This is a genomic window from Bifidobacterium polysaccharolyticum (genome assembly GCF_016101585.1).
Classification (GTDB): Bacteria; Actinomycetota; Actinomycetes; order Actinomycetales; family Bifidobacteriaceae; genus Bombiscardovia; species Bombiscardovia polysaccharolytica.
This window is the reverse complement of the sequence record NZ_JACFQG010000005.1, coordinates 92135-114287: the sequence shown is the minus strand read 5'-3', so window position 1 is coordinate 114287 and position 22153 is coordinate 92135. Positions and strand designations below refer to the sequence as shown.

Genomic DNA, 22153 nt, shown 5'->3' with positions numbered 1-22153 from the left:
CGAATATAAAAGGTTTGAAATTCTAATCTTTATTGACGCGCTTGTAAATCAGACTGGAGCGGGCGACGGGAATCGGACCCGCCTCTGAAGCTTGGGAAGCTTCCATTCTACCAATGAACTACGCCCGCAAATCCGGCTACCGGGGTCAGGCCTCGGCCAACCGCATGCGAGTCACCATGGTAGCAGGTCTCGGCGATGTGCGCGAATCACCAACTCCGAGCACGGTTGCGAGCAAGGTCTTCAACCCACTTTCAGACAGTGCCGTCAGGCTCAATCAGGTCGGCCACTACTGTGGAGCAGGCCCCGAGCAAGGCAGCATCCTCCCCCAAGGCCGAGCGGTCAACCACAAGAGGTCGCCGAAAATCAGTGGCCAGGGCATCGTTCATAGTCTTCTCCATGGCGCTCAGGAAGATGCGGTTGACCACCCTGGAGTCCCCTAGAACAGTCACGCGAGGAATGTCCATAAGGCCGGCGGGCATGGTCAGAACGCGGCCCAGCAGTTCACCAGCCCGCCGCAGAATGCTTGCCAGATTGTCAGGATCCCGATCCATCGCAGCAGTCAGCCTGGGAACGCTAATCAAGGATTCCAGGCAGCCGCGCTTGCCGCAGCGACACTGAGGACCAGTTGGATCCACCACTACATGACCGATCTCACCGGCTGCACGGTTGCAACCGGTCACCAGCTCGCCAGAGACCAGCAACCCTGCCCCGACTCCGTTGCCCAGGTGGACCAGCAGCAGGTCGGATTGACCTGAGCCGAACTGCCGCTCGGCCAGGACCTCGTTGTTGGCATCGTTGTTGACCGTCACCTCCAGGCCTGTCTTCTCGTGCAGATAGCCGCGCAGGTCGGTCTGAACCCAGCCCAGGTTGGTGGCATCGTCCACCACGCCTTCAGCACTGACGATGCCGGGACTAGATACGCCTATGCCCATGATGGGATGGGCCGCCCGTTGCATCAGCGAATCGGACAACTCCCCCACCAAGTCCAGGGGAACCTTGCCGTCAGTGGTCAGAGGGATCTCTTCACGCGCCACCACCTGTCCGGTCAGGTTGAGCACCGCTCCCCTAAAGACATAAGGAGTGGAAAGGTCCAGGGCCAGGATGCTTCGCCCGTCGGGATTGATGCGCAATAGCCGTCCACGCTTGCCCGGCCCGGTGGATTTGCTATAACCAACTTCCATGAGCAGATGCTCACCCAGCAGCTCGGCCACGATGTCCGATATGGCGACCCTGGTCAGCCCGGAGGCTCGGGCCAGGTCAGCCCTGGTCATACTGACATCAGGATAGAGCAGCCTAAGCAGGATGGCTCGGTTGTGTTGCCGCACCGACTCAGGCAACGCCTTGGACAGGTTGCCGGTATTGATGGTCATGATTCACCTGACGATAAATAATGCGGGGACGGGGACCCGCCGTGGGGATTGGGCCTTGAACCCCGTGACCGCGCCCATCCATACTTGCATCTTATATTGTAAACGCCCTTTTCCGGGCAGGCTCAGACCTCGTCATTGCGACACCAGAGCGGTTCATTTTTCAAGACTGCGCACTAGCATCATAGACAAGACAACGGGGCAGCCAGTAAAAAGTTCAGTTTCCTAACAATTACGTGTTAGGCTGTGAACAGATACCAGAAACAGCTGCATCCCCTCGCTGAGCAAAGGAGCGATCGCCATGACCACCACACCGAACCATTCGGGAGTCTCACCGTCCACCACAAATCCCCGATACCTGCTGGGCAACGAAGCCAACCGCATCTTCATGGCCTCGCAAACCTATGGCTTCCTGGACTTCGGGCGGGGGTTCCCCACCGAGCAGGGCGGCGCCGGCTGGCTCAATGACGACGGCAGCATCGACCCCGAGCAGGGAATCCAGACCTGGATCACCTGCAGGATGACCCATGTCTACGCCATCGGCAGCCTCCTGGGCTACCCGGGCGCATCGGAGCTGGCCCACCGCGGTGTTCAGGCCCTTCAAGGCAACCTACACGACGACGAACACGGCGGCTGGTACCCCTCGGTCTCCTGGCAGGGCCAGCCCGAGAGCGGCAAGACTTGCTATACCCATGCCTTCGTAGTCCTGGCTGCCTCTTCGGCCATGCTGGCGGGCGACCCTGACGGACAGGACCTGTTGGATCAGGCGCTGGAGATCTTCAACCGCTACTTCTGGGATGACGACAAGGGCCTGGCCGTCGACACCTGGGACAGCGGCTTCACCCGTCTGGACCCCTACCGGGGGCTCAACGCCAACATGCACAGCACCGAGGCCTTCCTGGCCGTGGCCGATGCCACCGGCAAGGAGGATTATCGCGAGCGCGCCGGTCGCATCATCGACCAGGTCATCAGCTGGGCTGAGAACAACCAGTGGCGCATCCCCGAACATTTCAACAGCGACTGGCAGGCCGACCTGGACTACAACCAGGACAACAAGGCCGACCAGTTCAAGCCTTACGGGGCCACGCCGGGCCACGGAATCGAATGGGCCAGGCTAATCACCCAGTACGCCCTAAGCAGGTTCGATCGGGAGGCCGACCGCAGCCGCTACATCGAGGCAGCCGAGCACCTGTTCGCCAGGGCTGTTGAGGATGGCTGGGCCGCCGACGGGGCCGAAGGCCTGGTCTACACCACGGACTGGCAGGGCCGCCCGGTGGTCCACGACCGCATGCACTGGACCCTGGCCGAAGCCCTGAACACTTCGTCCACTCTCTACGCAGCCACCGGCAAGGCCACCTACGCTGACTGGTACGCCACCTTCTGCAGCTATGTAGACCACTATCTGATTGATCACCAAGGCGGATCCTGGTGGCATCAGCTGGATGCCGACAACCACGTGATCGGCACGGTCTGGCCCGGCAAGTCCGACCTCTACCATGCCTTCCAGTCCACCCTGATCCCCTACAACGACCCGGCGGTCTCCATCGCTACGGCCATCAAGAAGGCTTGCGGACAGGGGCAGGCGGAGCAGGATCAGGCCCGCTGAAATCCATGGCAGCATCGACCCCGCATCCCGAGGCGGATACAGATAGCGTCCAGGCCGGTCCGATCAGCCTAGGAATTGACATTGGCGGTACCAAGATCGAAGGCGTGGCCATAGACGGCGACAAGCGCCTGCTGGCTTGCCACCGAATACCCACGCGCAAGGGTAACCAAGCGGTTCATGACGACACCGTGACACTTATCCACCACCTACTGGATCCGGTTGGCCTGAATCGGGGGCCGGTCACCGTAGGCCTGGGGATCCCGGGGCGCGTGGATGCAAACCGTGGAATGGTGGACGACGCAGTCAATCTGGGAATCCGCCACATGGCTCTGGGCCCTGCCGTTGCCAAGACGACCGGTCTGCCCGTCCGCGTCGAGAACGATGTCAACATCGCTGCTCTGGGAGCCGCCTCGCAGGCTGACAACACCCTGATAGCCCCTGGAACCACACCCCACTCCGAAGCTGCCCGGGACCAGGTCCGACGACCAGCATCAGAGCCTGGGCGTGACGGACCCAGGGCCCTGCCCGACCAGGACGACCACGTAGTGGCCTTCATCAACCTAGGCACCGGTCTGGCAGCGGGCATCATCCGTGAGGGTCGGATCGAACACGGAGCCAGCGGGGCAATCGGCGAAATTGGCCACATCTCAGTGGATGCCCATCAGTTCCCCTGTAAGTGCGGCCAGTGCGGCTGCCTGGAGACCGTGGCCTCAGGTGCGGCAGTGGAAACCCTTTGGCCGGGAATCGCCCACCCCCTGCCTGACCTGATTGCCCAGGCAAGCAAGGGGAACCAGCACGCCAAGGAAGTCCAGGACATCATCGGCCATGGCATTGCCCTGGCTGTCCAGATCGTGGCCCTGGCTATCGACCCTGCAGTCATCATCTTGGGCGGTGGCATGAGCAAAACCGGCCAGCCCCTGCTGGATCTGGTCACCGAGCATCTGAATAAGAGCGCGGCCTGTAGCCACTTCATCGCCTCGCTGAGGCTACCCGACCGGTTGCGCCTGGCCCCAGCCGACCTGCCCATCGCAGCCATCGGTGCCGCCTTGGCAGGACGCATGGCAGCCGACAGCCGCCCATTTGAGCTTATTGGAAAGGAAATCGCATCATGACCGAAATCATCATCGTCAAGTCCCAGGAGGAAGCCGGGAAAATCTATGCCCGCTGCACAGCCGACCTGATCCGGCGCAAGCCTGACTGCGTGCTGGGTCTGGCAACGGGGTCCAGCCCCCTGGCGGCATACCAGGCGCTGGCCGACCTAGTTCACAAGGAAGGTATCGATGTCTCCCAGGTGCGCGGATTCGCCCTGGACGAGTACGCTGGCCTGGATCCGGCCCACCCCCAGTCCTACCGGTCCACCATCAACCGGACCGTGGTCGAGCCTCTGGGCCTGGACCCTGCCAAGGTGCAGGTGCCAAATGGAAACCTGGACACCATCAAGGACGCTGGCCGTGTGTACGACCAGGCAATCAAGGATGCCGGCGGAGTCGACCTGCAGATCCTGGGCATCGGCACAGACGGGCACATTGGCTTCAATGAGCCTGGATCCTCCCTGGCTTCGGGCACCCGCATCAAGACACTGACCGAGCAGACCCGCATCGACAATGCTCGATTCTTCGACAATGACATGGATCAGGTGCCCACCCACTGCATCACCCAGGGAATCGGGACCATCCTCAAGGCACGCCAGCTGGTTCTCCTGGCCTTTGGTGCCGGTAAGGCGGAAGCCGTTGCCGAGAGCGTAGAAGGCGGCATATCGTCCTTCTGCCCGGCCTCCGCCCTCCAGATGCACCCCCACGCCACTGTGATCGTGGACGAGGCCGCCGCCTCCCGCCTGCGCAACCGCGACTACTACAAGTGGGCATACGCCAACAAGCCTGACTGGCAGTCCATCTAGAAGGCAAACCAAACATGTCCAAGGAAGCATACGAGTCGGCGGGGCTCGCGGTTGAATCATCCCTCCACGGACCGGTCCATCCCCTTGTCCTGACTGGCGCAAGGCTGATAGACGCTCGAGGAATCAGGGAAAACAGCTGGATTTTGGCTCTGGATGGCAGGATTGAGCAGGTCGGGCAAGGCAGAGAGAGCCTGGAATCCGCCCTGAGGGCCGCTGGCCTGCCCAGCCTGCCGCCCTCCTTCCAGCCTGGATCAGATACCCATGACGTGAATGCGGACGGTGCTGAGTTCATCGATGCAGCCAGCTTCATCCTCACCCCCGGGTTCATCGACATCCACTCCCACGGCGGCTGGGTTCACTCATTTGACGACGGCGAAGAGGCCATTCGCACAGCCAGGGCCTGCCATATGGTCCATGGAACAACCAGGCAGGTGCTCAGCCTGATCACCAATCCGGTCGACACGATGTGCACCAATCTGCGCTCAGTCAAGAGGGTCATGGACTCCAGACCCGACGTGCTGGGCGCCCACTTGGAAGGGCCCTTCATCGCACTCTCCCGTAAGGGCGCACATGATCCCAAGTGCCTGCGCGATCCTGAACCAGCAGTTCTTGACAATCTCCTGGAGGCTGCCGACGGTTGCATACGCCAGGTGACCCTGGCCCCCGAGCGCGACCATGGCTACGAGGCCATATCCCGCCTGGCCGAGTCCGGTGTGGTGCCTGCGGTTGGCCATTGCGATGCCGACTATGACCAGACCCGCCGCGCATTCGATGCCGGCGCCCGTATACTCACTCATGTTTTCAACGCCATGAACGGCATCCACCACCGTCAGCCGGGCCCCATTCCAGCCGCCGTGGAGGACCGCCGGGTTACGGCCGAGCTGATCAACGACGGTTTCCATGTGCAGGACCCCTGCGTCGACCTGGCCTTCAGGCTCTTCCCCCATCGGATAGCCCTGGTCACCGACGCCATGGAGGCCACCGGCTGCGAGGACGGCGCCTACAAGCTGGGTTCCCTGGATGTAATAGTGAAGGGCGGCCACGCCCGTCTGACCTCCAACGGGGCCATCGCCGGCTCAACCCTGACCCTGGATGTGGCAGTCGGCAGAGCTATCCAGGCCATCGGCCTGCCAGCCCCCCAGGCCGTGGAAGCCGCCACGCTGACACCTGCCCGGGCCCTGGGACTGGACCGCTCCAACCCGATCACCGGTGCTCCGCTGGGTCTGCTGGCACCCGGCTATGCGGCCGACCTCCTCCTCCTGAACCCGGCTGACTGGTCCGTCAAAACCATGGTCTGTAACGGGCACAGAATTCAGCTTTGAATCGACCTCAGCGGCTCCTCCTACTCCGACCCGGACAGAAGGAGCCGCTCTATATCCTCTTGATCCATATGGGGATAGGAACCGCAAATCCTCCCATCCTGCATATACAGAATTCTGTCGGCCCTGGAAGCCACCCTGGCATCATGAGTAACCAGAAGGCTGGCCTTGAGTCCCGCACTCATGGCTGCTTGGATGGCATCAAGGGTGTCCTCACGGGCTCTGGGATCCAGATTGCCGGTGGGCTCATCCGCGAAGAGAACCTGCGCATCCATGATCATGGCCCGAGCGATGGCCACCCGCTGCTGTTGACCTCCTGACAGCTCGCCCACCTTTCGCCTCATTACACCGGTCGGCAGGTCCACACAGGCCAGAGCCCGACGTACAGCACCATCATCGGTGGCTGAACCATTCAAGGACCGCGGCAGGATGATATTCTCGGCGACCGTCAAAGAATCGACCAGCATGTAATCCTGAAAAATGAAGGCGAATTCGGTCCTGCGAAGCCTTGCCCGGCGAAAATCCGGCTGCCGAGCAATATCCCGATGCTCATACCAAATCTGACCTCGCAAGGGGGTCAGGATGCCGGCAAGCAGCTTGAGCACAGTGGACTTCCCGCATCCCGAGGGTCCAATCAGGGCCGTAATACAGCCATCTTGCAATTCTATATTGACTGGCCCGATTTGAGGTGCCAGCCCATTCCTGTCATACGACTTTCCCAGCAGACGATGCCTGCGTCGTCCATTTTCCGAGTAGTCGTAGCAAACGGACCTGGCCCGCAAGACCGTACCGCCACCATCCGGGCCCACACCCTGGGCAGTTACCTGAGATTTTCTTGCATCCCATCCATCATGTCCTGTTTCCATACATCCCTCCTTCTCACGCCCAGCCTTCTTACACGCAATTTTCAAAACATCCGCTCACAACCGCCGAATGTAAGACTCCGTCTCATTTCATGGCGCTCTCACTTATTTCCAGTCCACCACAGGCTGCTTTGCTCATCCCTGACAGACCAGACGAACATAGGAAATCATGTGGGCGACCAGGGCCACCAGCCCCATCGCCAGGACCACCGCCAGAAGCAGACCCAGCTGCCCAGCGGGACAGTAAAAGGAGATACCTCCATAGAGTTCGACTGACTGCGGGTGAGAGCAGAGGTTGACAACCAGGAGCGAACCGGCGCAGGCCAGCAGGAAGGCCGGCAAGACTTCGCTCAGGTACCTTAACGTCCCACTGCATCCGTACCGCCAGACTCCCAAATCAAGAAGGACGGCCACGGCCCTGGTCCTACGCCTCTCCTCAACCATGGTGAAGATCAGCGACAGGACGCCCACGGCACATATGACCAAGACCGGGTAGACGATGACGGCCATTTCCTTCATCCCCTCCCCTCCGGTCTGTGCATAGATCTTGCCAGTCGGCAGATTCGCCACCCATGCTTCAGCCGTCTGGTCAACGACCCCTGTCGGCACCTCCCGGCCACCCACCTGTGACGAAACCAGAGCCAGGGGAGTGCGCCCGCCCCAACGTTCATATCCGGTCTTCCATGCATTTCGGGAGGTAGAAGTAGATAGATGCGAGGGGATGAAATACTGACCCATTCCACCCGGCAGGTCAGCTATAGCCGCAATCCGACTCCGTCGAGCTGGTCCATTCCCATCATCAATACAGACCGGCGCGCCGAGGGACAGACCCGCACCCACCTCCGGACTGGAAGCCACCACCCCATCGAGCCCGTCCAATCCTGTACTATCCCGCGCAGGATGCAGAGCTGCCGACGGAAAAATCCGACTGAGATCGCCATCTATTTGAAGGCGTGAGGCACCACGATAGTAGGAGGCGGCCCGGCGTATTTGCCGGTCGCATCCCGCACCGTCCTTTGCCATAGGCACAACGGTGGCAGGAGCCAGAATAAGAGGATCAGTATCGCGCGACCGAACATAGGCAGCCCAATGATCCAGGGCCCCTCGGTCACTGCCGACCGGGCTGATCACAGACCCTCCTGCCAGAGCCGTGGTCAGAGAGGCGCGCGCATTGGCATCGCTGTATCCCAAGAAGCCGAAAAGTCCGCAGGCAACTGCAGTGGCGACGACCACCATCGTGAAGAGCGAGGCCGCCCTAGTGGTCTCCTGATTGCGCAAAGCCAAGGTGACCACAGGACCTTTTGGGTAACCCGCCATGATGACCCCCGCTGCTCGGTTCAATAGGGGTCTGCCCACTCTTATCAAGGCCCATGCCAAGAGAGGAATCAAAAAGATGCCCATACCGCCGGCGGCCGCTCCAGTCCCCTTTAGGTAGATCATCATGCAAGTCGCAAGGACCACCAGGAGCATGGCCGCAGTAGACAGGGCGCGGTGCCGTCTCCCGGAAGAGCGGGGCATGGACTGCAAATCGGGCCGAGCTCGGATGACACTCGCTGCAGCCAATATGGCGCCCAGACATTGGCACAAAACGGAAAGCAGGACCGTCATAAGAATGGAGGAGAGGTTTGGCAGGATGCCATGCTCCGGCAAAAGCATGTCCAGCCGTGCCATGGCAGGCCTTGCCAGAGGCTTCATCAGCTCGCCCAGAGCCACGCCAATGAGGCCTGAGAAGGCAGCCATGAGACCTTGGACGGCCAGTATCGAGCCCAGGAGCCGACAGGGGGAGGCGCCCAGCAGACGGATGCGCATGAGCCTGTCCCATTGAGCAGTGAAGGCATGGTCGCTGATGGTCTTGGAAACGGAAGCTGAAGACGTCAGAAAGATGGCTACCATGACTACCGGAGTGGTCGAATCGGCACCCTCTCCTCCCCGGACCATAGCCTCAAGAACCAGGAGAATCAAGGCCATGGGACAGGCTCCAGCCAGGATGTTCAGGATTTGCAGGCCGCGGTTTCCCCTCCACAAGGAATTCACCAGGCGAATGTACCCGATCCTAATACTCCGCCCCTCAGCCCCTTCCGTTCCGGGTCCTTTCCTTTCACCGCCTATTGCTGCCCATTGCATAGGGCCAAGCTATATCGACGGATAGTGGAGATGCTACCGACAGATGTCACCATCAGGAGGACAAATGTCACTGCGTCCGCTGCACTGCAGAAGTTACCTGCAAGAATCCGCGGTCAATGGAAGGGAGAGTATTACCCGGGTACCTCGGGAAGACTCCGCTGTCTCTGCCGGTCCTACCTGCAAGAAGCCGCCCAAGTCCTTTACCCTCTGCTCAAGGGAGGACAGGCCGAAGCCCGGCACAAACCGACCAGACCCTTTGCCAGGACCCACCCCGTCGTCCGTCACACACAGGCGAAGGGTTCTCGGTGCCAGATCAATAACAATCGAGGCGGAGGAGGCATGTGCGTGACGGACCACGTTGGTCAAAGTCTCCTGCAAGGCCCGGTAGATAAGGACCTTATTCTGCGATGACAGGCCCTCCAGGCTCCCATTCACCGTAGCGGTCACATGCAGACCTGTGGATTCAAAGGAGTCTGCCAGACCGACAATCGACTCCTTGGTCAGCTCCCCGCCAAAGGCAGCCGGGTTCAAAGCCCTGGCCTGCTGACGTACCTGAGCCAGTGCCTTCTTATCGATGTCTTCGGCCTTGATCACATGGGTGAGGGCCCGGTCGATGGATGAACCCTTGTGCAGGGTCCTTTGCGCCGCCTCAAGCTCCATGTGCATGGCCGATAGGTACTGACCAATCGAATCATGCATCTGCGAGGCCATCTCTGCCCGCTCCTTAGCTAGGGCCAGGCTTTCTATTGTGAGCGACTGCCTGGCGAGCTGCCGGTTCTTTTCAATGAGCAGACGGCTGGCCCGTGCGTAAAAGAGGAAAGCCACCGCGAAGAAGACGATCAGAGCCAGGTTCAGGACCGTATCGCCCCAGGAGTCCCGTCGCCATTCTCCCCTCCATGCCATATGCAGAATGTAGACCCCTATTTCCCCTCCTACTGCGACCCAGGTCCAGATCTCCGGAAAGGCGAAGAGAACATCCACGGTCACGATGGTGGTGAGAAACATCTGCGGCGGATTGTCGAAGAGAGTGGCTGCCAGACAAACCGCGATGAGAAGGCCCCCACAAATGAGGGCAGGAATACGTCGCCGAATCAGCCTATAACCCAGCCAGGCCGACACCATGACCGTCTGGAAGAGGAAGAAGTTGAGAGGATTGCCATATTTTGACCACAGGAAGGAGCAGCAGAACGAAGCGACCTCCACCAGGCCCACGTATGGGAGGGACCCTGGTTTCCGCTCCTGAGACGACTCAGTTTCTGACAGGCTCATGACCGCCTTGAGGTCATGGCCAACTCGGTGCGATTGCGCACGCCGGTTTTGTCGAAAATGCTACTGACGCGGTTTCTGACCGTGCCCAGGGACAGGCAGAGATGATCGGCAATCTCCCTGTTGGTTAAACCAGCCACAATCATGTCGATGATCTGACGGTCAGTCCGATCGAAGTCGTCGGCTACGTTGACTCCTCCCGCTGCTTTGACAAGCTGCGACGGTTCGCCTTCCCTGCTGATGAGGTCCATCAGCCTACCCGACTCTGCAGTCCCGAGGACGCGTTCACCCCTATAGACCCTATGCACGGTGCCGATGATCTCCTCTGCATCGGCGTCTTTGAGCAGGTGCCCATATGCTCCAGCCTTGATGCTTCCCACAAGGTTCTCATCCTCGTCGAATGCCGTCAGTGCGATGCATCGGGCTTTCAGTCCTCTCTTACGCAAGATGTCGATGAGGCGAATCCCGTCAATGTCAGGCATACGGCAGTCAACCAGGGCCACATCGACATCTCTCAGGCGAGGGTGCTCCAGAAGCTCCCGGGCACTGGCTGCATCCGCGACAATCTTGATATCGTCCTCATCAGCCAGTATCGAGACCAGTCCTGCTCTGACCAGCTCCTGATCGTCGACGATGGCCAGATTGATGGTCTCCGTCATCCCAGGCATCATCTCCTATCGACAGGGACGTAAAACTGCTCGACCTCTCAGTACCCCACCTGAGCTCCATGCCCGGAATTCACCTGGGTCTGCCCCATCTCCTGACTCATCTGCATCAGGCGGGCGATGCGCTCATCGGTGGGCGGATGAGTGGAGAAGAGCCTGCTGAATCCCTTGACGGAAAAGGGATTCTCGATCATCATGGCAGCGGCGCTCTGGGTGCCGGCGGTCTGCGGCATAGGCGCAGCCTGAGACCCGTAGGATATTTTGTTCAGCGCCGACGCCAGAGCCGCCGGGTCCCCAGTCAGCCGGCTGCCGTCCTCGTCGGCGTCATATTCACGGGTGCGCGAAATGGCCATTTGGATCAGGGAAGCACCCAGAGGGGCCAGAATCGAGCTGATCAGCACGCCCAGGAGGCCGAAGACGCCGGAATCACTATCCCTGTCCCGGCTGTCACCGCCGAAATACATGAGGGAGTAACCCAGGTAGGTGATGACCGTAGCCATGGCCGAAGCCACGGCAGAGGTCAGGATGTCATGGTTGTAGACATGCATGAGCTCGTGGCCCAGCACCCCGCGAATCTCTCGCTCGTTGAGGATGCGCAGGATCCCCTGGGTGCAGCAGACGGCAGCATGGCGCTCGTTGCGGCCTGTAGCGAAAGCGTTGGGCGAGTCAGTGGGTGCAATGTAGATGCGGGGCATGGGCTTGCCGGCTCTCCCCGACAGTTCTCGGACGATCCGGTAGAGGTCGGGAGCCTCCTGCTCGCTGACCGGCCGGGCATGCATGGAGGCGATCGCCACCTTGTCGGAGAACCAGTAGGATCCGAAAGTGGTGGCCAGGCCTATGAGGATATAGATGCCCAGCGTCCCCTGGCGACCGCCGGTCAGCCACCAGATGAGCATGATAACGGCCCACATAAGGGCGAACAAAAGCGTCGTTTTCAGGCCGTTGAAATGTCCGTGAACCTTCAGCTTGCCATTCATGGGTTCCATGGTAGACAATGCCGCTGAATTTTTGCTGAACGACCGCTGAAAAGATGGGACTGCCGGGCTCCTCCCCTACTGTCTGCTCAGAACAGGCCTGGTTGGCTCGCAGCCTTTCTCCTGCTTTTAGGCTCAGAAGGAACATATTGGGCCTTCTTCAACCTCCCGTTGGCATCGAAGAACCGGCGAAGATTCATGGTCTTCACCCCAAACTGGTCTGCGATGTTAGGAATCCTGGGCTCTTTCTTCATGTGCTGTCCCTGTTGTAGCGGAACCCGGGCCTCATCCGTCACAATGACCGCCCCCTCGACCTTGGCCACGGCAATCAGCCAGGGATCCGCCTTGCCCTCTGACTCCCAGTATTGGCGCGAGCCTTCCGTATACTGCCCACAGGTGACCAGATAATCCTGGATTTTCGCATAGACCTGTGCATACCTGTCGTCCTTATGACTTATTTGGCGGCCTTTGAACACTGCACGCACCCAAAGATCCAACATATCGGGATCGGCAGCCTGCTCGTTGACCAGCTCGTCGTAGACGACATCCACCATGGCAATCGACCTGTCCTCAGCCAGTTTTTCCATCCATCGCCAGAAGGGGTGGAACTCCTTGTAGTCGAAAGGATGGTTGAGCCGGTAGGAGGCGATGAAGATGTTGGAATCAGGCAGGTAGAGAGTAGCAGTCATATCAGCTTCTTTTCACGAATCAAACCCTGATAAGACTGCGGAGAACGCACCCCCACCAGGTCGAAGCCTTCGGTTGGAGCCAATCTGCCCCCGTCCATGGCGGCATTGACCAGGCGGACGAAACCGGTATCGACCCTGGAGGCGTTGGTCCTGTTGCCATTGCCATGGGATTCCGGATCCTGATGGCGAGTTGCCTTGTCCTGAAGATGCCGATTCATTCGTGTCTGCAGTTCCTCAAGCGTATCTTCGCCAGTCAAGCCGAACTGATGGGCTTGTATGCCCATAGCCAAGGCACTCAGGTGGAAGTCATCAGCTATGGACTCGGCAGCATCGGCCGGTTTTTGCCCCTCTTCCAGCTGCTCTCGCCACACCTGTCGGAAGCGCTCATCGTCGATCACGGCCTTTACCACTGCCCGGTTTATAGCGCGCTCCATGGCCTTGCGATTCCCTTGGCCGCCAATGCCGTCGAAGAGCTCCTGAGTGCCCAGCAGTACGTGGCCCACCTCGTGAATCAGAGTGAAGATCATGCCGTCAAAGGAATCGTTTCTGTTGATGAACACCAGCGGAGCCATGTCGTCGATCAGCACGAATCCACGGAATTCCTGAAGATCCAGTTTTCGAGAACTCACGGAACCCACCTGGGAATTGAGCATGATCATGATGCCCGCATTGGATGCCCGTTCCTTGAGCTGACGGAAACGGTCGATGGAATTGCCGCCCTCCCAGGCAGAGCGCCCATCCAGTCCAAGGGTGGAGCGAAGCGCATCAGCCAGGGCATCGTCATGCTCGGCATCCTGTACCGAACCGACCAGCGGGTTGGCGTCCAAGCCGGACTCAAGCAATTCGTCCCTGGCCCATTCCTGCCTGAATCGCATCTGGTCGATGGTGTCCTGCAGGTTTTTGCTGGGCTGCACAGACGTATTGCCTACGGTACGGTACCGGACCAGAGGCTCAAGGCGACGCTGGGGCACGACCGACCTAACCAAGGCGCCGAAAGGAACATGCAGGGCCCTGCTGAGCTGCTCAACCTTGTTGAAGGATACGGACACGGGTTCCTTGGATTCCAGCCAATCCGGCAACTGGCCAAGCCCCCGGCGCCGGGACAGGGCCACCGGATCGGCATCACTCTCCTCAACGGCCCACTGCAGGGTTGCCGGATAGAGAGTCAGATTAGCCATGCCACGCTCCTTCGATTCCGTGAGGGGCTCTAACGACAATGATAGCTGCGCCGAGTCTATCCGTCCGCTGTGAGCACCCGGTAGCCAGATCAAGAAACAGGGCCTGGACGTGGTTTATGAAACCTCATCCAGACCCTGCCACTGACGGCCTAAGACCGATCGCCTACTCGCCGTGGGCGAGCTGGCGGAGCTGGTCTGGATCGATGACCTTGATGTGCTCGCGGCCTACCTTGGCACCCTCAGCCCGCTCGTAGGCATCCACCCGCTTCCAGCCGGCGAAGTCGATAGGCTGGATGCCCTTGCCCGCCAGAAAACGGTCAATTGAATCGTCGTCCCGGTCCTGGGCAAAGCGGCCGCGAGTCGGGCTGGCGGCCAGGTCATCCAGCATGTTGCCGATGGTCTCCAGGGCATCGGACTTGGTGGATCCGATCAACCCCACAGGTCCTCGCTTGGCCCAGCCCGTTGCGTAAAGACGGTCGATGGGTCGGCCGTCCTGCCCTTCGGGAGCAGTGGTCACGCGACCATGGACGTTGGAAAGGGTGTAGCCGGAGAAGTCATAAGGAACGCCGGGAACCTCGGCAGGCTTGTAGCCGATGGCGTGATAGACGGCCTGTACCGGGTACTCCTCGTACTGGCCGGTCTCCTCCATGGTGCCCTCGGGTGTGACCTTGCTCTTCTCCACACGAATGCCGGTCACCTTGCCGTCCTGGCCGATGATTGCGGCGGGCATCCGGTAGAAGTGCATATAGAAATGGCGGTCGGCGGGGTTGCCTTCGAAGTCGACGCCGCCGTCCTCAGCCATGTCCTCGGCCATCTCCCTAATGGTGAAGAGCTCCTCCAGCATCTGCCGGGTCAGCTTGTCGGCACCGGCCCGGTCGATGGTCTCCTGGTCCAGGTCGAAGTCCTCCTCGTCGATGACGATTTGCACCCCGGGCAGCTTCTCCAGCTCACGCAGCTCCTGGACCGAAAACTTGGCCTGGGCCGGACCGCGACGGATGAACATGTGCAGCTCACGGGCCTGGTTGCCCTGGATCCCCTGGTAGACATTATCGGGGATGTCCGTGCCCAGCAGGTCGTCGGCCCGGCGCATCAGGATTCTGGAGACATCCATGGCCACATTCCCGCCTCCGATGACGGCCACCTGCTTGGCATCTAGGGGCCAGTCCTGGTCAGCGTCAGGATAGCCGTCATACCACTCGACGAAGTGGGCGGCCCCGTGAACGCCATCAAGCTCATGGCCGGCGATCTCCAGAGGGCGGTCGTCCACGGCGCCGGTGGCGAAGAGCACCACATCGTAGCGCTGAAGCAGATCATCCAGGTTGACGTCCTTGCCGAACTCCACATCCGCATAGAGGTGGATCTCGGGGTTGTCCAGGGTCTTCTCCAAGGCGCCGGCGATGTACTTGATGCTGGGATGGTCCGGGGCCACGCCGTAACGGACCAGGCCGAAGGGAACGGGCAGCTTCTCGAACAAATCGATACGGGCCCGGTCGCCCAGACCCAGATCGGCGCCCTTCTCCCGCAGCTGCCGCAGCAGGATGTCAGAGGCATAGACCCCTGCAGGCCCCGCGCCTATGACGGCCACGCGCAGGGGTGAGCCGGCTTCCTCGCCGCGGGCCGGTGCGGGCATGGTGGAATCGTTGACATTATTATCGCTCATGCTTGTCAGCCTAACGCAAAGCGGCGGGCGGAAACAGAGCTAGTCGGGCTCCATCCCCGGGACTTTCACCAAGCGTCGCGAATAGCCTTAGTCCCGGTCTATCAGTGCAGTCAGGGCCCAGAGGATGGAAACCACGTCGATGGCCTCCTGTGTAAAGGCACCCACAACCACCGGAATCAGGTCGAAGGCGGCGCAGAGCATGCCCACCGTGGCCAGGGTCAGCCCCAGCATGACCGCCTGGAGCATGACCCGCTTGGTTCTGCGGGCAATGGTGATCGACCTGGGCAGGCAGGCGATGTCGTCGTTCATGATCACCGCCTGGGCGGACTCGGAGGCGGCCGTAGTGGTCCCGTCGGTGATGGCCATGCCCACGTCGGCGGCGGCCAGGACCGGAGCATCGTTGACACCGTCCCCCACCATCAGTGTGATGGATTTAGTCACTGACTCCCCCAGGAATTTAGACAGCCAGATGTCCCAGAAGGGCTGCCGGTTAGGCTCCTCCCTAGAGGCCTTGGCGATCAGATTGGCCTTGTCCTCGGGGAAGAGGCCGGCATGCACGTCGGTGATGCCCACCTGATCGGCAATGATCCGGGCCGAGTCCTCCTTGTCGCCGGTGACCATGGACAGACGGGTGATGCCCAACTCCCGCAGCTGGGTGATGGTCTGGGCGGCATCCGACCTGGGCACGTCCTTCATGACTACCCTGGCGGCCAAGACCCCATCAATAGAGACGTAGGAGGCCATCTCATCAGGCGCCAGGGGGCCGAATAAATCACTTGAATGCCCGTCAGCCACGAACTGGGCCCTGCCCACCTTGACCTGGTGGCCGTCGACCTGGCCCTGTACCCCGTTGCCGGAGTCCTCCTGGACCTCCCGCGCATGCAGATGGGCCTCTCCCTTGCCCTGTGCCCGCAGTCGCTCCTGGGCGGCGGCCCCGGCCTCGGCTATTCCATTGGCCAGGATGTGGACCGAGTAGGACTCCACAGCACCCGCCATGGCCAGAATCCGGTCCGTATCCACCTTCTGCTTCCCACCGTCTGGCAGGTCAATCTTGGACACCTGGGGACGTTTGACAGTCAGCGTGCCGGTTTTGTCGAAGAAGATATGCGAGACCCGGCCCAGATTCTCGATCACATCCTGGGTCTTGATCAGCAGCCCCGCCTTGGCCAGCCTTCCCGTCCCGGCCATATAGGCCACAGGGGCGGCAATCAGCAGAGGGCAGGGGGTTGCCAGGACCAGAACCTGGGCGAACCGGGTCGGCACGCCGGAGATGATCCAGGCCACGCAGGCGATGATGAAGGCCACCACGGTGAAGGGGACCGCCATCAGGTCGGCTGTTCTGACGACTGCAGCCCGGGAGTTCTGGGCGGAGCGCACCAGGCTGAGGATTCGCTGGTACTGGGAGTCCCGCGCCAGCTGCCGGGCCCGCATCAGGAAGGTGCCCGAACCGTTGACCGCTCCGGACATGACCTGGGCGTCCTGGTAGAGCCTGCGGGGCATGGGCTCGCCGTTGATGGTGGACATGTCCAGGGTGGCGGTCGGGCTGATCAGCTCACCATCAACGGGCACGGTCTCGCCGGGCTTGACCACCAGGAGGTCGTTCAGACGGACCTTATCGACATCCACCGTGCTCCAGTCGCTCTCCTTGGGAAGGGCATGCTCCCCCTCTGGCAACTCTGCCTGGACCACATGGGCCACCTGGGGTGCAGCCTGGACCAGCACGGTCAGGTTGTTCTGCGCCTTGTTCCCTGCGTACTGCTCGATGGCGTCGCCTGAGTAAAGCATGAGGACCACGGCCCAACTGGCCCAGTACTGCTGCACAGCGAGGGTGGAGAGGATGGCGACCACGGCCAGGATGTCCACGCCCACGTGGCCCTGGCGCACGTCATCGATCATCCCCTTGAGGGTATCTACCAACGAGACGGCCACCAGGACGGCGACCAGCCATTGGGCAGCCTGGCGATAGGGGTGCCAGAGCAGGCCCATGACCAGCCCGCAGACCAGCACCACCCAAAGCATGGGGACCTTCTTGGCGAAACCCAGGATTCTTGACATGACCACTTCCCCGCTCCGGACTTGTCTACCTGACAGCCGTAGCCGGATCACGGCTCTCTTCTGCTCTTGACATTTCAAGCCTATACCGCGCCAGGACCAGCGATGGCCGGCGAGTATGACAAGGGGCCGCACCCGCCAAACTGACGGATGCGGCCCCTGGGTTCAGTCCTGGATCACTGCCCGAAGAAGAAGCGGAAGGGATCCATGGAGTCATCGTCGTCGCCCGAACCGCCTTGGTCGGAGTCGCCGTCCTGGCCACTGCCGCCCGAGTTCTTCCTGTTGGTCCTGGGCTTGCCCTGAACGTTCTGCTCTTCACTATCCAAGGTGGCGTTCACCTCGGCGGTCTTGCCGTCACGCACCACCGTGATCTTGACCGAATCGCCGAAGGCTGCAGCCCGGACAAAGCCCAGCAGGGAGTAGTTGTTGTTGACAGCATGGCCATTGAAGGCCACGATGGTGTCCCCAACCTTGATGCCGGCCTTGTCAGCCGGAGAGCCCGAAACCACATTGGTGACCTTGGCGCCGCCGCGGGTGACTCCGTCGGCCTGGGCCGTGCTGCTCTGGATGGTGACGCCCAGGGAGACGTGCTTGGCCTTGCCGTCCTTGATGATCTCATCAGCAACTCGCTTGACCAGGTTGGATGGGATGGCGAATCCGATGCCGATGGATCCCGCCTCGGACTTGGAGGAAGCCATGGATGCGATGGAGGAGTTGATTCCGATGACCTCGCCGGCCGCATTGAAGGTGGGGCCGCCCGAGTTGCCGGGGTTGATGGCCGCATCCAGCTGGATCGCGTTGGTCACGATGGGGTTGTTGTTGCTCTCGTCCATGACCGAGACCGGGCGGTTCAGAGCCGAGACGATGCCGGTGGTGGCCGTGTTCTCGTAGCCCAGGGGGTTGCCGATGGCCATGACGTTCTCGCCCACGGCCAGCTTTTCGGAGTCGGCGAACTTCACAGGCTTCAGGTCGGAGGGCGCCTGATCCAGGCTGAGGATGGCCAGATCGGCAGTAGTGTCGGTGCCGACCACCTTGGCCGTGTACATCTGCCCGTTGGAGAGGGTGACGTGAATCTCCTGGGCGCCATCGACCACGTGGTTGTTGGTGACCACATGGCCCTGGGTGTCGAAGACCGCGCCTGATCCGGCCCCGACCCCGCTCTTGGTCTGCACCTGGATGGAGACCACGGACTCGGAGACCTGCTTGCTGATGCCCTGCCAGTCAGGAGCCTGCCCGCCCTCGACCTTGGCTGTGCCCTGGCCCGAGGAGTTGGAGGAGACTCCGCTCAGCGAGGAGGACGAGGGCAGGGTGATCCATCCGTTGGACAGAGCCGCCCAGCCCAGGCCCAGCATGAGAGCTGCAGCCACCAGGGCAGCCACCACGGCAGTAAAGACGTACTTGCCCGTGCCGCTCAAGTTGCTGTTGGCATGGTTGGCAGGACCGGGCCGGCCGTTGGGACCGCCGGATCCGAAGGGCGCATAAGGGCCTTGGCCGGAGGGTCGGCCACCCTGGGGGTTCTGACCGGCATTCTGGCGAGGCTGAGCAGGCTGGCCATTCTGCCCGAACTGGCCTGGCTGTCCGTATTGTCCGAAGAAGCCCTGCTGAGGACCGGAGCCATACCCCTGGTTGGGCTGCTGGTTTGGCTGCTGCTGACCCTGATTGTTGGCAGGTGGACGCGAGCCTGCTGGCGCGTATGCTCCATACTCGGGCGCAGGCCGATAATAAGGCTGCTGCTGCGTCGGCGCATCCTGCCCCGTGGCCGAGCCACTGGAGGCGGAGGCTGAAGCCCCGGTGCCGCTATCGCCATTCGACCCGTTTTCCGTAGTCGCGGGTCGTGCATCGCCGCCAGGCATGGCAATAGGGGTCGTGGGCCTCTGGTCCCAAGCCTGAGTCTGCTGATCCCCTTCTTCTGGCGCGGGGACTTGAGCAGAGTCGGTCTGGTCTGTGGAAGCTCCCGTCTCCTGCTCTTGACTGGCGGCCCCGCGCTCGATGTGGCTTGGCTGCCAGGACTGATCGTCATCGCCGCCCCTCCAAGGGTCGGCCTTGTGCTCTTCAGCCATTTCTGCTCCTTTGGATCGATGCCGCTGCCTGCTATTCGGTCACGCTTGTCAATCTACCCCGTCGCCCGCGCTTTTTGCTGTTTCCGGCTGACAGGCGAAGCGGGTCCTCGCATGCATTGCTTCCAAGTCTAGAGCCGAAATGCTGAATGTTGTCTGGACATTGTATGAAAGTCACATCGACTGTACACAGGGCACAACAGGACGGTTGGATGTCTTGGATACAGTGGAGCCATGAGCCTGATCACCAACCCGCTGGGAGCCACGCCGGGCCGACCCGGCGACCGAGCCGCATTCTCATTCGAGACCCTGAACCGCCTGTCTGACAGCCCCGATGGCCTGGGGCACAATGGCCGCCGCTACGGCCGCACCGGCATCATCCACACCCCTCACGGAGACATCCATACCCCCGCATTCATCCCCGTGGCCACCCAGGCGGCCATGAAAGCCGTCCTGCCCGAGCAAATGCGGCAGCTGGGCGCCCAAGTGCTTCTGGCCAACGCCTTCCATCTGTTTGAACGCCCCGGCCCTGACATTCTGGACCAAGCAGGAGGCCTGGCCCGGTTCATGAACTGGGACGGCCCCACCTACACCGACTCGGGCGGCTTCCAGGTCCTCTCGCTGGGTGCCGGATTCAAGAAGACCCTGGCCATGGACGTGACCGGCATGAAGTCGGACCAGGTGATCGCCGAAGGCAAGGAGCGCCTGGCCTTTGTGGACGAGGACGGGGTCACCTTCAAGTCCCCGCTCAACGGCGACCGGCACCGCTTCTCGGCTGAGATCTCCATGGGCATCCAACACTGCATCGGTGCCGACATCATGTTCTCCTTTGACGAGCTGACCACCCTGATGAACACCCGCACCTACCAGGAGCAGTCGGTGGAGCGCACCTTCCGTTGGGCCAAACGCTGCGTAGACGAGCACCAGAGGCTGACCCAGGCACGGACCGGCAAGCCCTACCAGGCCCTGTTCGGCGTGGTGCAGGGGGCCAACTATGAGGACCTGCGCCGACGTGCCGCCCGCCAAATCGCCTCCCTGGACTTCGACGGCGTGGGCATCGGCGGTGCCATAGAGAAACGGCTGCTGGGGCAGACCTGCGCCTGGATCTGCGACGAAATGCCCGAATCCCGGCCCAGACACGTGCTGGGTATCGCCGCTGTGGACGATATCTTTGCGGGCGTGGAAAACGGCGGAGACACCTTCGACTGCGTATCCCCCGCCCGTTGTGGGCGCAACGGAGCCGTCTTCACCCGTGACGGCCGCTGGAACATCAAGCGCGCCCAGTTCAAGACTGATTTCAGACCCATCGAAGAAGACTGCGACTGCTACACCTGCACCCACTACTCCCGGGCCTACATCGACCATCTGCTTCGCGCCCATGAGCTCAACGGGTACACGCTGGCCACCATTCACAACGAACGATTCTTCGTGAGGCTACTGGACGAGATCCGTCAGTCCATCGACGGCGGCTACTTTGACGAGTACAAGAAGGAGACGCTGGCCCGGTTCTACGCCCACGGATCCAAGGGCTGAGCCAACACGCCATTATTGCGCTGCATAGACAAACGTGCTAGCCTTTCCAGTTGTCTGCGAACGTGGCGGAATGGTAGACGCGCTGTCTTCAGGTGGCAGTGAGCTGATGCTCGTGAGGGTTCAACTCCCTCCGTTCGCACCAGACAAAACGCCGTTGGCAAGGAATCTTCCTTGTCGACGGCGTCTTTTTATGTCTTGCCTGCCAAGCGGCTTTCACAGGCGAGCGGCGATCATCTCCTTGATCTTCCCATCCTCCGCATTGGCCATGAAGTACTCTGCAAAATGCTCGCCGGAAATGGTCTCTTTAAGGAAGCCCTGATCAATCCGCTCCAGCACCTCTGGCAACGGACGATAGACCTGATTCTTTACATCACGTAGGATGCCGGCATTGCGACGCTCCGGCACCACCCGCTCTTTGGGGTAGCCGCCACCGGCCGGCTCGGCAAAAAGACGCTCGAAAATCAGCTTCAGATTCAGCTCGGCTCCCCAGCCAAACCCCTTGGCGAAGGGGATCGAGAGGGCATTGCCCCCGTTGATCTGGCTGAACAAGTAGGCATCAGTCGGATCCACGGCCAACCCGCAGACCACGCCAGGGAAACTGTTCAGGGCCGTCATGGCCCCCTGGCCGGTTCCGCACCCGCTGATGACAAAATCAGCCGCCTTGCTGTTGAGCAGGATCGAAGCCAGCAGGCCATTCTGCACGTAGGTCAGCTGGCTCTCCCCCTCCTTGCCGTACATGCCATAGTTGAAGGCCTGAAGCCCTTTCTGATCGCAGACCTCCTTCAAGGTCGCGAAAATCAGGGCGTTCTTCGAGGCCTGCGAGTTCTCGTTGATCAACGCTACTTTCATGCTCCGCCTACTCTCCCTCAGCACTGATTGATTTCACTACCCGTCTGAACCCCT

17 protein-coding genes and 2 tRNA genes are annotated in these 22153 nt (G+C 61.1%); 6 read left to right on the top strand and 13 right to left on the bottom strand.

Annotated elements, in window-relative coordinates:
* Positions 1-54: 54 nt before the first annotated feature.
* A tRNA-Gly gene (locus H3T90_RS08570) sits at positions 55-128 on the bottom strand.
* Positions 129-251: 123 nt separating this feature from the next.
* Entirely contained in the window at positions 252-1370 is a 1119-nt protein-coding gene (locus H3T90_RS08565) for an ROK family protein (RefSeq protein ID WP_046322207.1), read from the bottom strand.
* Positions 1371-1668: 298 nt separating this feature from the next.
* Here H3T90_RS08565 and H3T90_RS08560 point away from each other — a divergent pair, with 298 nt between their 5' ends.
* From H3T90_RS08560 to nagA, 4 genes are read left to right on the top strand one after another with little or no spacing between them, the layout of a single operon-like run.
* Positions 1669-2973: an AGE family epimerase/isomerase gene (locus tag H3T90_RS08560; RefSeq protein ID WP_046322202.1), complete on the top strand. Its 1305-nt coding sequence runs from the start codon at positions 1669-1671 to the stop codon at positions 2971-2973.
* A 5-nt stretch (positions 2974-2978) separates the two neighbouring features.
* Positions 2979-4085, top strand: coding sequence for an ROK family protein (locus H3T90_RS08555; protein WP_198230244.1), 1107 nt, complete (start codon positions 2979-2981; stop codon positions 4083-4085).
* Positions 4082-4870: a glucosamine-6-phosphate deaminase gene (nagB, locus tag H3T90_RS08550; protein ID WP_046322199.1), complete on the top strand. Its 789-nt coding sequence runs from the start codon at positions 4082-4084 to the stop codon at positions 4868-4870. Before H3T90_RS08555 ends, nagB begins: the two co-directional genes overlap by 4 nt.
* Before the next feature lie 14 nt (positions 4871-4884).
* Complete coding sequence (gene nagA / locus H3T90_RS08545; RefSeq protein WP_198230243.1) at positions 4885-6192, top strand: N-acetylglucosamine-6-phosphate deacetylase; 1308 nt, start codon at positions 4885-4887, stop codon at positions 6190-6192.
* A 20-nt stretch (positions 6193-6212) separates the two neighbouring features.
* Here nagA and H3T90_RS08540 read toward each other — a convergent pair whose 3' ends face one another.
* From H3T90_RS08540 to H3T90_RS08495, 10 genes are all read right to left on the bottom strand, one after another.
* Positions 6213-7055, bottom strand: a complete 843-nt coding sequence (locus H3T90_RS08540; protein ID WP_198230242.1) for an ABC transporter ATP-binding protein — start codon at positions 7053-7055, stop codon at positions 6213-6215.
* Positions 7056-7187: 132 nt separating this feature from the next.
* Positions 7188-9020, bottom strand: a complete 1833-nt coding sequence (locus tag H3T90_RS08535) for an ABC transporter permease family protein (RefSeq protein WP_198230241.1) — start codon at positions 9018-9020, stop codon at positions 7188-7190.
* A 249-nt stretch (positions 9021-9269) separates the two neighbouring features.
* Positions 9270-10445: a sensor histidine kinase gene (locus H3T90_RS08530; protein WP_110416688.1), complete on the bottom strand. Its 1176-nt coding sequence runs from the start codon at positions 10443-10445 to the stop codon at positions 9270-9272.
* Positions 10442-11101: a response regulator gene (locus H3T90_RS08525; RefSeq protein ID WP_198230240.1), complete on the bottom strand. Its 660-nt coding sequence runs from the start codon at positions 11099-11101 to the stop codon at positions 10442-10444. The genes H3T90_RS08530 and H3T90_RS08525 overlap by 4 nt, the downstream gene beginning before the upstream one ends.
* Before the next feature lie 47 nt (positions 11102-11148).
* Positions 11149-12084, bottom strand: coding sequence for a zinc metalloprotease HtpX (htpX, locus tag H3T90_RS08520; protein ID WP_046322188.1), 936 nt, complete (start codon positions 12082-12084; stop codon positions 11149-11151).
* 86 nt (positions 12085-12170) lie between these two features.
* A complete protein-coding gene (locus H3T90_RS08515; protein ID WP_198230239.1) occupies positions 12171-12770 on the bottom strand; it encodes a DUF4411 family protein in 600 nt (199 codons plus the stop codon).
* Positions 12767-13948, bottom strand: a complete 1182-nt coding sequence (locus H3T90_RS08510; RefSeq protein ID WP_198230238.1) for an ImmA/IrrE family metallo-endopeptidase — start codon at positions 13946-13948, stop codon at positions 12767-12769. Before H3T90_RS08510 ends, H3T90_RS08515 begins: the two co-directional genes overlap by 4 nt.
* Before the next feature lie 163 nt (positions 13949-14111).
* Positions 14112-15578, bottom strand: a complete 1467-nt coding sequence (locus H3T90_RS08505) for an FAD-dependent oxidoreductase (protein ID WP_198230263.1) — start codon at positions 15576-15578, stop codon at positions 14112-14114.
* Between the two features lie 117 nt (positions 15579-15695).
* Entirely contained in the window at positions 15696-17663 is a 1968-nt protein-coding gene (locus tag H3T90_RS08500; RefSeq protein ID WP_198230237.1) for a heavy metal translocating P-type ATPase, read from the bottom strand.
* Between the two features lie 173 nt (positions 17664-17836).
* The gene (locus H3T90_RS08495; protein ID WP_198230236.1) at positions 17837-19720 is read right to left on the bottom strand and encodes a S1C family serine protease; all 1884 of its coding nucleotides are present in this window, start codon (positions 19718-19720) and stop codon (positions 17837-17839) included.
* A gap of 231 nt (positions 19721-19951) precedes the next feature.
* Here H3T90_RS08495 and tgt point away from each other — a divergent pair, with 231 nt between their 5' ends.
* Positions 19952-21250, top strand: a complete 1299-nt coding sequence (gene tgt, locus H3T90_RS08490) for a tRNA guanosine(34) transglycosylase Tgt (RefSeq protein ID WP_198230235.1) — start codon at positions 19952-19954, stop codon at positions 21248-21250.
* Positions 21251-21306: 56 nt separating this feature from the next.
* A tRNA-Leu gene (locus tag H3T90_RS08485) sits at positions 21307-21392 on the top strand.
* A gap of 71 nt (positions 21393-21463) precedes the next feature.
* On the opposite strand, the gene H3T90_RS08480 is transcribed toward H3T90_RS08485, so the two are convergent.
* Positions 21464-22099: an RpiB/LacA/LacB family sugar-phosphate isomerase gene (locus tag H3T90_RS08480; protein WP_198230234.1), complete on the bottom strand. Its 636-nt coding sequence runs from the start codon at positions 22097-22099 to the stop codon at positions 21464-21466.
* Positions 22100-22153: the final 54 nt, after the last annotated feature.

What these genes read in the sequence shown, in the direction of transcription:
- H3T90_RS08540 (WP_198230242.1), bottom strand. Translation starts at nt 7,055, where the DNA reads ATGGAAACAGGACATGATGGATGGGATGCAAGAAAATCTCAGGTAACT.
- H3T90_RS08555 (WP_198230244.1), top strand. Translation starts at nt 2,979, where the DNA reads ATGGCAGCATCGACCCCGCATCCCGAGGCGGATACAGATAGCGTCCAG.
- H3T90_RS08505 (WP_198230263.1), bottom strand. Translation starts at nt 15,578, where the DNA reads ATGCCCGCACCGGCCCGCGGCGAGGAAGCCGGCTCACCCCTGCGCGTG.
- nagA (WP_198230243.1), top strand. Translation starts at nt 4,885, where the DNA reads ATGTCCAAGGAAGCATACGAGTCGGCGGGGCTCGCGGTTGAATCATCC.
- H3T90_RS08565 (WP_046322207.1), bottom strand. Translation starts at nt 1,370, where the DNA reads ATGACCATCAATACCGGCAACCTGTCCAAGGCGTTGCCTGAGTCGGTG.
- H3T90_RS08500 (WP_198230237.1), bottom strand. Translation starts at nt 17,663, where the DNA reads ATGTCAAGAATCCTGGGTTTCGCCAAGAAGGTCCCCATGCTTTGGGTG.
- htpX (WP_046322188.1), bottom strand. Translation starts at nt 12,084, where the DNA reads ATGAATGGCAAGCTGAAGGTTCACGGACATTTCAACGGCCTGAAAACG.
- H3T90_RS08510 (WP_198230238.1), bottom strand. Translation starts at nt 13,948, where the DNA reads ATGGCTAATCTGACTCTCTATCCGGCAACCCTGCAGTGGGCCGTTGAG.
- H3T90_RS08495 (WP_198230236.1), bottom strand. Translation starts at nt 19,720, where the DNA reads ATGGCTGAAGAGCACAAGGCCGACCCTTGGAGGGGCGGCGATGACGAT.
- tgt (WP_198230235.1), top strand. Translation starts at nt 19,952, where the DNA reads ATGAGCCTGATCACCAACCCGCTGGGAGCCACGCCGGGCCGACCCGGC.
- nagB (WP_046322199.1), top strand. Translation starts at nt 4,082, where the DNA reads ATGACCGAAATCATCATCGTCAAGTCCCAGGAGGAAGCCGGGAAAATC.
- H3T90_RS08535 (WP_198230241.1), bottom strand. Translation starts at nt 9,020, where the DNA reads ATGGCCTTGATTCTCCTGGTTCTTGAGGCTATGGTCCGGGGAGGAGAG.
- H3T90_RS08480 (WP_198230234.1), bottom strand. Translation starts at nt 22,099, where the DNA reads ATGAAAGTAGCGTTGATCAACGAGAACTCGCAGGCCTCGAAGAACGCC.
- H3T90_RS08525 (WP_198230240.1), bottom strand. Translation starts at nt 11,101, where the DNA reads ATGACGGAGACCATCAATCTGGCCATCGTCGACGATCAGGAGCTGGTC.
- H3T90_RS08515 (WP_198230239.1), bottom strand. Translation starts at nt 12,770, where the DNA reads ATGACTGCTACTCTCTACCTGCCTGATTCCAACATCTTCATCGCCTCC.
- H3T90_RS08560 (WP_046322202.1), top strand. Translation starts at nt 1,669, where the DNA reads ATGACCACCACACCGAACCATTCGGGAGTCTCACCGTCCACCACAAAT.
- H3T90_RS08530 (WP_110416688.1), bottom strand. Translation starts at nt 10,445, where the DNA reads ATGAGCCTGTCAGAAACTGAGTCGTCTCAGGAGCGGAAACCAGGGTCC.